10 protein-coding genes are annotated in these 11866 nt (G+C 60.7%); 6 read left to right on the plus strand and 4 right to left on the minus strand.

Features of this window, described 5'->3' with window-relative positions; translation table 11 throughout:
- Window positions 1-103: 103 nt before the first annotated feature.
- Window positions 104-2752, minus strand: coding sequence for a valine--tRNA ligase (gene valS / locus DCC25_RS01815; RefSeq protein WP_110099786.1), 2649 nt, complete (start codon window positions 2750-2752; stop codon window positions 104-106).
- Here valS and DCC25_RS11720 point away from each other — a divergent pair.
- The 6 genes from DCC25_RS11720 to ndk all read left to right on the plus strand — a co-directional run bounded on the left by DCC25_RS11720 (window position 2751) and on the right by ndk (window position 10071).
- Window positions 2751-2876: a hypothetical protein gene (locus tag DCC25_RS11720; protein ID WP_255410737.1), complete on the plus strand. Its 126-nt coding sequence runs from the start codon at window positions 2751-2753 to the stop codon at window positions 2874-2876. The genes valS and DCC25_RS11720 overlap by 2 nt on opposite strands.
- Window positions 2877-2892: 16 nt before the next feature.
- Window positions 2893-3669 (plus strand): SDR family oxidoreductase, encoded by a 777-nt coding sequence (locus DCC25_RS01820; RefSeq protein ID WP_110100418.1) that lies wholly within the window; start codon window positions 2893-2895, stop codon window positions 3667-3669.
- A gap of 339 nt (window positions 3670-4008) precedes the next feature.
- The gene (ileS, locus tag DCC25_RS01825; protein ID WP_304529229.1) at window positions 4009-7434 is read left to right on the plus strand and encodes an isoleucine--tRNA ligase; all 3426 of its coding nucleotides are present in this window, start codon (window positions 4009-4011) and stop codon (window positions 7432-7434) included.
- 6 nt (window positions 7435-7440) lie between these two features.
- A complete protein-coding gene (locus tag DCC25_RS01830; protein WP_233487828.1) occupies window positions 7441-9021 on the plus strand; it encodes a folylpolyglutamate synthase/dihydrofolate synthase family protein in 1581 nt (526 codons plus the stop codon).
- Window positions 9014-9541 (plus strand): DUF4233 domain-containing protein, encoded by a 528-nt coding sequence (locus DCC25_RS01835; RefSeq protein ID WP_110100387.1) that lies wholly within the window; start codon window positions 9014-9016, stop codon window positions 9539-9541. The genes DCC25_RS01830 and DCC25_RS01835 overlap by 8 nt, the downstream gene beginning before the upstream one ends.
- A gap of 95 nt (window positions 9542-9636) precedes the next feature.
- Entirely contained in the window at window positions 9637-10071 is a 435-nt protein-coding gene (ndk, locus tag DCC25_RS01840) for a nucleoside-diphosphate kinase (RefSeq protein WP_110100388.1), read from the plus strand.
- An 18-nt stretch (window positions 10072-10089) separates the two neighbouring features.
- Here the strand turns inward: ndk and DCC25_RS01845 are convergent, their stop codons facing one another.
- The 3 genes from DCC25_RS01845 to DCC25_RS01855 form a co-directional block, all read right to left on the minus strand.
- A complete protein-coding gene (locus DCC25_RS01845; RefSeq protein ID WP_110100389.1) occupies window positions 10090-10818 on the minus strand; it encodes an NUDIX hydrolase in 729 nt (242 codons plus the stop codon).
- Between the two features lie 30 nt (window positions 10819-10848).
- Window positions 10849-11523, minus strand: coding sequence for a vitamin K epoxide reductase family protein (locus DCC25_RS01850; RefSeq protein ID WP_110100390.1), 675 nt, complete (start codon window positions 11521-11523; stop codon window positions 10849-10851).
- A gap of 108 nt (window positions 11524-11631) precedes the next feature.
- A partial coding sequence (locus DCC25_RS01855; protein WP_146206396.1) for a transposase occupies window positions 11632-11866 on the minus strand: 235 nt, incomplete at its 5' end.

Consider the following 11866-nt stretch of genomic DNA (forward strand, 5'->3'; position numbering starts at 1 on the left):
GAGACACAAACGGCGGGGGTGGCCACTGTCTTGGTGGCCACCCCCGCCGTTTGTGGTCGCACCGGGACTAACTAATCCGGTCCCGACCACTCGGGGCAGGAGCTTAGCTCTCGGACTCCACGAGCTCGGTGTTGATCACGGAGATATCGTGTTCTTCATCGGTATTCGTGAGGTCGGTGAACTCCAGGTGCTGGATGCGCCCGGCAGCGTACAGGTCGTCTTGGGCCTGCCGGATTTGGTCAGCACGCGCGGAGGTCGCCTGAATAGTGGCGGTTGAGACCTCGGTGCGTTGCGACACCTTCGCATCGGACTTGGCCTTACGAACCCCGGACAGTGCACGTGCCACGGCGGTGAGCACCTCGGAATCGCTGTCACGGCCAACGGCGTCAATACCGGCAGATTCGCCCTCACGCCCCGGCCACGGTGCTGAGTGTACTGAGCCCTGTTGCCACCAGCTCCAGGTCTCATCGGTAGCGAAGGGCTGGAAAGGTGCCAACAATCGTTGCAGTGCGTCCAGTGCGGTGGCCAGGGTGACCACGGCAGAGCGTTGCTGGTCGTCGCCCCGCCCGCCATAGGCGCGGTCCTTGACCAGCTCGACGTAGTTGTCGGTGAAGTTCCAGAAGAAGGTCTCCACAACGGTCAATGCCCGGGCGTAGTCATAGCGCTCAAAGCCAACAGTGGCTTGCTGGATAGTGTCGGACAGCTGGGCCAACAACGACCGGTCCAGCGGATGGGTGATCTGTGCGGCCTGGTCAGCTGTGGTCGCAACCCAGGAGCGGTTGGCCCCCAGTTGCAACACGAACTTGGTGGCGTTGAGTAGCTTGATCGCCAGACGACGACCAATCTTCATCTGATTGACCTCATAGGCGGTGTCGGCGCCCAACTTGGCTGACGCCGCCCAATACCGAACCGCGTCCGCCCCGAATTTGTCCAGGATATCCATCGGCACCACAACGTTGCCCTTGGACTTTGACATCTTCTTCCGGTCCGGGTCGAGAATCCAGCCAGACAGGGCAGTGTGCTGCCACGGCACGGAATCGTGGAGCGCATCGGCCCGCACCACCGTGGAGAACAGCCAGGTTCGAATAATGTCGTGGCCCTGCGGACGCAGATCGAAAGGAAAGACCTTGTCGAATAGCTCATCATTGGTCGACCATTCGCCAATAATCTGTGGAGTCAGTGACGAGGTCGCCCAGGTGTCCAGCACGTCCGGATCACCAGTGAACCCGCCGGGCCGATCGCGCTGCTCAGCAGTGTAGCCGGCGGGAACATCCTGCAACGGATCAACCGGGAGCTGGGCGTCCTCTGGAATCAGCGGGGACTCATAGTCGGGCTCACCCTGGTCATCCAGCCGGTACCAGATCGGTACCGGGACCCCAAAAAACCGCTGGCGGGAGACCAGCCAGTCACCGTTGAGGTTCTCCACCCAGTTGGTGTAGCGAGACTGCATGAATTCCGGGTGCCACTGCAACTGGTCACCGCGAGCAATTAGTGCATCCCGGCGGTCGGCGTCCCGGCCACCATTGCGCAAATACCACTGACGGGAGGTGACAATCTCCAAGGGCTTTTCGCCCTTTTCGTAGAAGTTCACCGCGTGCATGATCTTCTTCGGCTGTCCATCGAGCAAATCATGTTCTTGCAGCATCTCCACGACGGCCTTCTTGGCGGAAAACACGGTCTTGCCGGCCAGTCGTTCATAGTTAGCACGACCGAACTCGGAGGTGATCCATTCTGGGGTCTCGGACTGGAATCGGCCGTCACGACCGATCACCGTGCGGGTATCCAGCTCTAGCTCACGCCACCAGGTCACGTCGGTGAGGTCACCGAAGGTACAGATCATCGCGATACCCGACCCCTTATCCGGCTGAGCCAGCGGGTGGGCCTTGACCTCGACGGGAACCTCAAACAGTGGGGACGTCACGGTGGTGCCGAAGTAGGGCTTGTACCGTTCATCGTCGGGATGAGCCACCAACGCGGTACAAGCCGGTAGCAGTTCGGGGCGGGTGGTTTCAATAAAGATCTTCTCACCCTGCTCGGTGGTGAAAGCGTACCGGTGGTAGGCGCCTTCCATCTCGCGGTCTTCCAGCTCGGCCTGGGCGACCGCGGTGCGGAAGGTGACGTCCCACAGCGTGGGAGCCTCGGCCATATAGGCATCGCCATCGGCGAGGTTCTGCAGGAAGGCCCGCTGGGAGACTTCTCGGGAGTGGTCATCGATAGTGCGGTAGGACAGATTCCAATCCACCGACAGGCCCAGACGGGTGAACAGATCCTCGTAGACCTTCTCATCGTCGGTGGACAACTCCAGACACAGCTCGATGAAGTTTTGGCGGGAGATCACATCCCAGTCGCGCTGGTTCTTTGCCGGCTTGTCCGGTGGACGATAATCGGGGTCATACGGCGTGGCCGGGTCGGTGCGCACTCCGTAGTAGTTCTGCACGCGACGTTCGGTGGGCAAACCGTTATCGTCCCAGCCCATCGGGTAGAACACGTTCTTCCCGTTCATCCGCTGATAGCGGGCCAACACGTCGGTCTGGGTATAGGAGAATACGTGACCGACGTGCAACGACCCCGAAGCGGTCGGTGGGGGAGTATCGATGGAGTAGACCTGGTCACGATCCGTGTCAGGGTCGAAGACATAGACCCGGTCGGCTTCCCACCGGGCGGTAAATTTCTCTTCGAGCCCTTCGAGGCCTGGACGATCAGGGATGGTGTTGTTTTTGGGCGAGTTCGAGCCCTGAAGATCTTCTGCCATGCCACATATTCTTTCACAGACCACCACTCCGACAGCACGTGCTGAGCAGTATGTCCCAGACCTGACGGACCAGGTGGGCACCCGTTGCGTTACCTCCCGGGGCCGCATCAGCCGGGTACTGTAAAGCTATGACCTCAGAGATGACGGATTTTCACGCAACCCGTTCGGCCGTGGTCACCGGAGCGTCCTCCGGTATCGGCCACGCCACCGCGCTTCAGCTCTCCGACCAAGGCTGGAAGGTATTCGCCGGAGCACGTCGCCTCGACCGGCTTGAAGAGCTGGCGGCACAAGTCGCCCAACCCACCGGGGAAATTATTCCCCTAGAACTAGACGTCACCGACCAAGACTCGGTGGACCGCTTCGTTGTGGCCGTGACCGAAGCCGGAGGAGTCGACACGGTGATCAACATCGCCGGCGGGGCGCACGGCACCGACCCCATTGGCCAGAGCAAAGACGAGGACTGGGACTGGATGTTGCAGACCAACGTCATGGGGGCGTTGCGCGTGATCCGGGGCTTCCTTCCGATGCTCCGAGAATCCGGTGCCGGCACCGTGCTGAATCTGACCTCCACAGCCGGCATCGTCGCCTATGAGGGCGGGGCCGGTTACAACGCTGCCAAATTCGGCGAACACGCGCTCACCGCCGCACTACGGCTTGAGGAAGCCGAACATAATCTGCGGGTGGTTGAAGTGCTCCCCGGCCTGGTCAAGACCGATGAGTTCGCTCTCAACCGCATGGGCGGAGATGCCGACGCCGCCGCAAAAGTCTATGAAGGTGTCGCCGAGCCGCTCACCGCAGAAGATGTCGCTGAGGTGTGCGTGTACGCCGTCACCTTGCCACACCACATCAACCTCGACCAGATCGTGATGCGACCGGTTAAACAAGCCGCCCAACATAAGCTGATTCGAGACGCCTGAGCGACCTCGGGTTAATTCGATTTTGCCAAGCACGTGGTTTAGGATGAACCCAGAATAACCGCATACTTCACCAGCGATGACCCGGCAATCACCGGCGAGCTTCCGGAAGAACAGTCCTCGTGTCACTGGCATCAACATTGAGGCGAGTACCTAGTAGAACCGGACGGGTCAGCCCGTTACAGCGTTGCGATGAGCGATCTGAGCTTCAACTCAGATAAGCAGGGTGGTACCGCGTACACCGCTGTGGCTAGCCAGGGTGCGCCACAGGTTGTGCGTCCTTGCACACCAGAGATTCACACCGACCCGTGATTGATCGTCAGCAAGGAAGGTAACTCCACCGTGTACCCTCAGGCCAGCTCCGATTCTGAGTCCCTCCGCAATGGCTCCACTCCGTCATCGCCGAATATGCCCGCCATTGAAGAGGCCATTCTGGCGTACTGGGAATCCGATGGCACCTTCCAAGCCTCCATTGACCAACGTCCGGCCATCGCTGAGGACGGAACCAATAACGAGTTCGTCTTCTACGACGGGCCGCCCTTCGCCAACGGCCTGCCTCACTACGGCCACCTGCTCACCGGGTACGTCAAAGACCTTGTGGCCCGTTACCAAACCCAGCAAGGTAAGCGCGTTGAGCGTCGGTTCGGCTGGGATACCCATGGCTTGCCCGCCGAGCTGGAAGCCATGAAGCAGCTGGGCATGACCGATAAGGCCGAAATTGAGGCCATGGGTATCGATAAATTCAACGACGCCTGTCGGTCTTCGGTGCTCAAATACACCGAAGAGTGGAAAAACTACGTCAATCGGCAGGGGCGCTGGGTTGATTTCGATAACGACTACAAGACACTGTATCCCTCCTACATGGAATCGGTGCTGTGGGCGTTCAAAGACCTGTCCGAGAAAGGGCTCACCTACCGTGGCTTCCGCGTTCTGCCCTACTGCTGGAAAGATGAAACTCCGCTGTCCAACCACGAGCTGCGTATGGACGATGACGTCTACCAGCAACGTCAAGATCCCTCGGTGACGGTAACCTTCCGACTCACCGGCGGGATCGACGATCACCTGCTGGATGCCTCGCACAGTGCCAGCTCACAAACCGCCCAGGACCTGGCCGGGGTGCGCGTGTTGGCCTGGACGACCACGCCGTGGACGCTACCCACCAATGGGTCGCTGGCGGTGGGACCGGAGGTCTCCTACGTGGTGCTACCCCGTGGCCCAAAGGCCACCACGGTGGACTCGCTGGACGGTGAACGTTTCCTGCTGGCCACCGAACGGCTGGCCGCCTATGCCACCGATCTGGGCTATGAGTCCGTGGAAGCTGCCACCGAAGCGATCACCGCCACCTATGCCGGAACGGACCTGGGCGGATTGACCTACCAGCCGATTTTCACCTACTTCTCCGAAGACGAGAAGTGGGGCAACCAGCACGCCTTCCGCGTGCTGGTTGCGGACTACGTCTCCACCGATGACGGTACCGGTGTGGTCCACCAGTCATCTGCCTATGGTGAAGACGACCAGACGATCAATGAAGCCCACGACATCCCTGTGGTGCTCTCCGTCGATGAGGGCGCGAAATTCCTGCCACTGTTCGGCGATGAGTCCCTGGGCGAGGGCAAGCTCAAAGACATTGCTGGGTTGCAGGTGTTTGAGGCCAACCGTCCGATTATTCGCTCGTTGCGCGCTACCGGCGAGCTGGTGAAAGAAGCCTCTTATGAACACTCCTACCCGCACTGCTGGCGGTGCCGGACCCCGCTGATCTACCGGGCGATCACCTCCTGGTACGTGAAAGTTACCGAGTTCAAAGACTCGATGCTGGAACTGAACCAGCAGATCAACTGGATTCCAGATAACGTCAAGGACGGCCAGTTTGGTAAATGGCTGGAAAACGCCCGCGACTGGTCGATTTCGCGCAACCGGTACTGGGGCTCCCCGATCCCGGTGTGGGAATCCGATGACCCCAACTACCCGCGCCAAGAAATCTACGGTTCCCTAGTTGAACTCGAAGAAGCCTTCGGCGAACTACCCCGCAATGCCCACGGCGAGGTGGATCTGCACCGGCCCTGGATTGATCAGCTGGTCCGCCCCAACCCGGATGATCCCACCGGCACGTCGATGATGCGTCGAGTGCCCGATGTGCTCGATGTGTGGTTCGACTCTGGGTCGATGCCCTATGCGCAGGTGCATTATCCTATGGAGCACAAGGACTGGTTCGACACCCACAACCCGGCCGACTTCATCGTGGAATACATCGGCCAGACCCGTGGCTGGTTCTACACCATGCACGTGCTAGCCACCGCCCTGTTCCACCGCCCGGCGTTCAAAAACGTGATCTCCCACGGTATTGTGCTGGGTTCGGACGGGCAGAAGATGTCCAAGTCGCTACGCAACTACCCGGACGTCTCCGAGGTGCTGGACCGGGACGGCTCGGATGCGATGCGCTGGTTCCTGATGGCCTCGCCCATTCTGCGCGGTGGCACTCTGATCGTCAGCGAAGACGGCATTCGCGAAGCCGCCCGACAGGTGCTCCTTCCGGCCTGGAACGTGTGGCACTTCTTCACGCTCTACGCCAATTCTGCCACCGCCGGTGGCACCCGACCGCAGGGATATCGGGCCCAGTACCGTTATGAGGCCACCGACCCGCTGGACCGCTACATTCTGGCCACCACCGGCACCATGATCACCCAGGTCAAAGAGTACATGGACCACTACCACGTGCCCCAGGCGACCGAGGAACTGCGCCGGTACATGGACACCATGACCAACTGGTATATTCGTCGCTCCCGGCAGCGGTTCTTCGATGAGAATGAACAATCCCTGGACGTGTTGTTCACGTGCCTGGAAGCCTTCTGCCGGGTGGCAGCACCGTTGTTGCCGATGGTGACCGAGGAAATCTGGCGGGGCCTGACCGGGGGACGTTCGGTGCACTTGACCGACTACCCGGACGCCAGCCTGTTCCCGCAAGGCGAGGATGCCGAGGCCGTCCAGCACAGCATGAACCTGGCCCGGGAGATTTCCTCGGCCGGTTCTGCGCTGCGTAAGGGTGCGGGCCGGCGCGTCCGCTTGCCGCTGCGCAAGCTCTCGGTGGTCATTGAAAATGCCGGACGCGTTGATCAGACCGTCTCCGAGATCATCTCCGATGAGCTCAACATCAACACCATCGACGTCAAAGACACCAGTGAAACCTCAGCCACCGACTTCGGCATCACCCAGCAACTTGTCGTCAACGCCCGGGCGGCCGGTCCGCGCTTGGGCAAGCAGGTGCAACAGGTGATCAAAGCCTCCAAGGCTGGGGATTGGTCGGTCGCCGACGGCGTGGTCACCGCCGGCGGTGTCGAGCTGGTCGAGGGCGAATACGAGCTCGCGACCACCGTGGATCAGTCCGAAGGGTCCGACGAGACTGCGGTGGCGGTGATCTCCGACGGGTTCCTAGTGTTGGACACCAGTGTCGATGACGAGTTGGCCGCCGAAGGCTCGGCCCGCGACGTGATCCGCGCGGTCCAGGCAGCACGTCGTGAAGCCGGTCTGGACGTCTCCGACCGGATTCGGACCGAGATCACCGGGCCCACCGGACTGATCACAGCCATTGACGCCCACCGGGAGCTGATCAGCCAAGAGACGCTGACCACGCAGCTGGAGCTTGTGGCGGATGAAAACCGAGACGACCCGCGTGGTTCGATGGCCGATGACGCCTCCAAGCTAGTCAGTGTTAGCGTAGAGGTGGTTTCGCCGGCTTCCACCGATTCCCTCGCATCAATCCAGAAAGCGTAGTGCCTCGTGTCAGAGCTGTCACCAGATCCTCAGACCGGCCCCCAGAGCCTGGAGGAGCTCTATGGCGATCTGCTCGCCCGCGCCCCAGAAAACAAGATGGAGCCACGGATGGAGCCGATGTATCGTGCCATGGAGTTGCTCGGGGATCCCCAACACTGCGCACCGGTCATTCATCTGACCGGTACCAATGGCAAAACCTCCACCGCTGGCATGATCGAGACCATGCTCAACAGCTACGGGCTCTCCACCGGGCGCTATACCTCACCGCACCTGGTGAAATTCACCGAACGGATGACGTTGAACTCCGAGCCGGTGGATGATGAGACTGTGCTGCGGGTGTGGTCGGAGATCCTGCCGGTAGTGCGCCTGGTAGATCAGGAGCTGCTGGTTGAGGACGAGACGCCACTGACCTATTTTGAAGCCATGACCGTGCTGGCGTTCGCGGTTTTCGCTGACGCGCCGGTCGACGTGATGGTGCTTGAGGTGGGACTCGGTGGGATCACCGATGCCACCAACGTTGCCGATGCCCAAGTTTCCGTGGTCACTCCCATTTCCCTGGATCACACCGACCTGCTGGGCGAGACCGTCGAAGAGATTGCCGAGGAGAAGGCCGGGATTATCAAACCCGACGGGTACGTCGTCTCCGCTGGGCAGGAACCGGCGGCTGCCCAGGTGCTCCTGGATAAGGCGCGCGAGGTTGGTGCCAGCTTCGCGTTTGAAAACCTGGAATTTGGGGTCACCGACCGCCGGGTGGCGGTCGGCGGGCAGCAAGTCTCGGTGCAGGGACTCAGCGGTACATACCCCGAGCTGTTCCTGCCACTCCACGGCCCCCATCAGGCAGAAAATCTCGCGGTAGCCATCGTAGCGATGGAAGCCTTCCTCGGCCACGGCGGTCACACCTTGAACCAGGAGCTACTGCAACAGGGGCTACTGCAGGTCACCAGCCCGGGACGGCTGGAAGTGCTTCGTACCAACCCAACCTTGGTGATTGACGCGGCGCATAACCCAGCCGGTATGGAAGCCACCGCCGTCAGTGTCACAGAGGCCTTCAACTTCACCAAGCTGGCGCTGGTCGTTGGCATTCTGGAAGAAAAGGATGCTCGCGGCGTGTTAGCCAGTCTCTATGACGCTTTTGGGGACACGGTCGAGCACGTGGCCCTGACAGCCTCTGCCTCACCACGCGCCATTGATCCCGACACTCTGGTGGAATACGCCCTGGATGCCGGATGGGATGCCGACACGCTACATCCCGAACCGGCCCCGACCGATGCGATTCGATGGGCCGTCGAGGCCGTGGTGGACGAGGATGAAGAACTGCACGAATCCGGCACCGCCAACATTACTGATGGCACCGGTGGCCCCGGTGTATTGGTCACCGGGTCAATCACTTTGGTAGGCCAAGTCCGTGGCCTGCTCGGCCCCGGGCAGACCGAGACCACCGATACCGCAGCCGCCCACGCGGCGGCAGCAGCCGCGGTGGTCGAAGATCACGACGACCTGGCAGCCTTCTTCGCCACCGAGGAAGACGACACGGATGACGACGTGGACCGTGGTGGCCACGGTCAGCAGGGTGATACCGATGACTGATCAACACCAACCATCAGAACCGCCCACCGGAACCACCGGCCGAGAGTCCTGGCGGCCCCAGCGCGAAACACAACGCCAAAAAGACTGGCGCCCGGGCCAACCACAGAAACGCCGTTCCCTGCGGGTGATGTTCTGCGCTTCGCTACTGGGCCTGGAATCCCTGGTACTGGTTTTCTACGGCATGACCGTGTTGAACCTCAACCGCGAGGAACCCTGGGCGGTCCCGGTCTTCTGGGCCTCGATCGCCCTGGCTGTACTGGCACTGGTCACCACGAGACTGCTCACTAAGCCCCTGGGATACTGGATCGGGTGGGGGATCCAAGTGCTGTTTGTACTGGGGGGATTTCTCGAATACTTTGCCTTGATCTTGGGAGCCGGATTCCTGGCTGCCTGGTGGTGGGCCGTGGTCCGGGGAGGGCAGATGGATGAAGAGAACATCGTCCGCGACCGACAGCAACGCGCATGGGAGATTGCCCACGGGTACCGTTGTGCTACCGACCATCCCGACACAAAGAGCTAACCGGCCCACCAGACCGCTTCGGTATACTCTCAGCTAGATACCGTCACCGGTCACCGACCCACAACAGCAAGACGACAGAAAGAGGTGCAGTCCCGATGGCCACCCCAGAACGTTCGCTGATTCTGATTAAGCCAGATGGAGTCAAACGAGGCTTGGTCGGTGAGATCCTGACCCGCATCGAGCACAAGGGTTACCGTATCGTCGAATTGGAAATGATGACCGCCAACCCGGAGATGTTGGCCGATCACTACGAAGAGCACCAGGGCAAAGAATTCTTCCCCGCCCTGGTCGAGTTCATGTCCTCCGGTCCGCTGGTGGCCGCCATCGTGGAAGGCGATCGCGTGATCGAAGGCATCCGCGCGCTGACCGGCAAGACCGACCCCACTGTGGCACTGCCGGGCACCATTCGCGGAGACTTCGGTCGTGATTGGGGCCCTGGTGTGCAACAGAACCTCATCCACGCCTCGGATTCAACCCTGTCGGCCGAGCGCGAGATGGAGATCTGGTTCGGCTGGAACCGCGCTGACTAATCGTCGCCGCAACGGCGGTTAGTGGTTTGTCTCAGCGGTGAAGTGCGAGTCATCGGAGTCGAGGGTGACTCCGCGCAGTCCAGACAGCGGGGTCACCACCGGCTGATGCCCGGCCACAATCTCCGGAATCGTTTTCAGCGCGTGGACAGTTTTAACCAGATACAGTGTTGGACGCATCAGCGCGATCTGCTCAGCGGCAAAAGCCTGGAGCAGATCGGTGGTGCTCAACCACCGCGCCTCGGTAGCTTCGGTGGTGACATTACGGACCTGATGTTGTTGCTCATCAGTGACTGCGGCGACATAGAAATACGTATCAAAGCGTTTGGGTGCCCCCAACGGAGTGGTGATATTCGCCCACGGCACCAGCTGCTCACCACTGAGTCGTACCGCCGTTTCTTCCCACACCTCACGCACCGCGGTGGCTGCCATCGCCGCCACGCCGGGAGTCGCGTCATCCAAGACCAGCCTGGTCCGCGACCAAATCTGGGCATGCTCAGCGATCGCTTCGGGACTCAATAAACCGTCACCGGCTTGGTGATCGCCCGGTTCGCTCCGACCACCGGGAAACACCGCAACACCGGCGGCGAAATCCATGGTCTTGGCACGAAATTGCACGAAAACCTCAACTCCGACGCCTTGGTCACGCAATAGCACCACCGAAGCGGCTGGGCGCACCGGAACGTGGTGGGCCGGATGATCTGGATTGTTCCGGGCCTCGGGGACATAGTGATAGGGACTGTCTGCCATGCCCCTAGCTTAGACAATAAGTGATAGGGATCACGAGAATAATGACTCGCCGAAGCGAATCAGGATGGACCCGGCAATCACCGCGTAGAGCAAGACCACCATCGGCCACGTCATGGCCAGCAGGTAGGTGCGGGCCGTAGCCGAGGTTGGAATCACTCCCGTCGCAATATTGCGAGCGGTCACCAGCACTGCCAGAGGAATCACGGCCGCCCAAATCACCATGCAGTATAAACACAGAACATTGATGTCATAGACGGCTTGGGTCCACAGCCACAGGCAGAACACCAGGGCTAAGACGACGCCGATATTAATGCAGATCCAATAGGTGCGCGTGAACTGCATGCCCATCACCAACACCGTGGCCAGGGTGATGACAATGGTGAAGCCCACCAGGCCGATGAAATGATTCGGGAACCCGAAAAGTTGGGCCTGCCACGACTGCATCACGGTGCCACACGAGACCCAGGGGCTTAAATCGCAACTGGTGACATATTCCGGGTCCTTCCAGATCTGGACCCGCTCATACATCAGGATGGCGGCCGCGCCCATCGCGATCAGCCCGGTAATGAGCATCACCAGGCCTGACCCGACGCGGGTGGCAAACCAGGGTAGATCCTCGGCACGGGTGTCAGGGTCCAGATCGTGGCGGTCGTCGAGGGTCACCGCGGTCTGGTCTGCGGTGTGATGGGAGATATCATGGGGCATGCCAGGGACTCCTTGGATCGGAAGATCACCGGCGGCATCGCATCAGAGCGGGCACGCGCGGTCACTATGTAGTCTATGCTCTCAGCCATCACGACCAGGAAATGTGGCTCATCGTAATTGAGAGTGTAGAACCGGTCTGAAGCCGCCGGACTCGAGCAGACATCTCGCGATGTAGTGCGTGAGGTTGCGGAAGCCGAGTGCTGAGCCCCGTAGGTGTTCGAGCCTGCCATTGATCGCTTCGGTAGGCCCGTTCGACGTTCCCGGTCGGGTGAAGAACGCCAGGATATCAGCAGCTCGACGCTTCAGAGTCCGTCCTAACCGCTTGAGTTCGGCCAGTCCTGTC

Origin of the sequence: Auritidibacter sp. NML120636, assembly GCF_003185945.1 — a bacterium.
Lineage (GTDB): Bacteria > Actinomycetota > Actinomycetes > Actinomycetales > Micrococcaceae > Auritidibacter > Auritidibacter ignavus.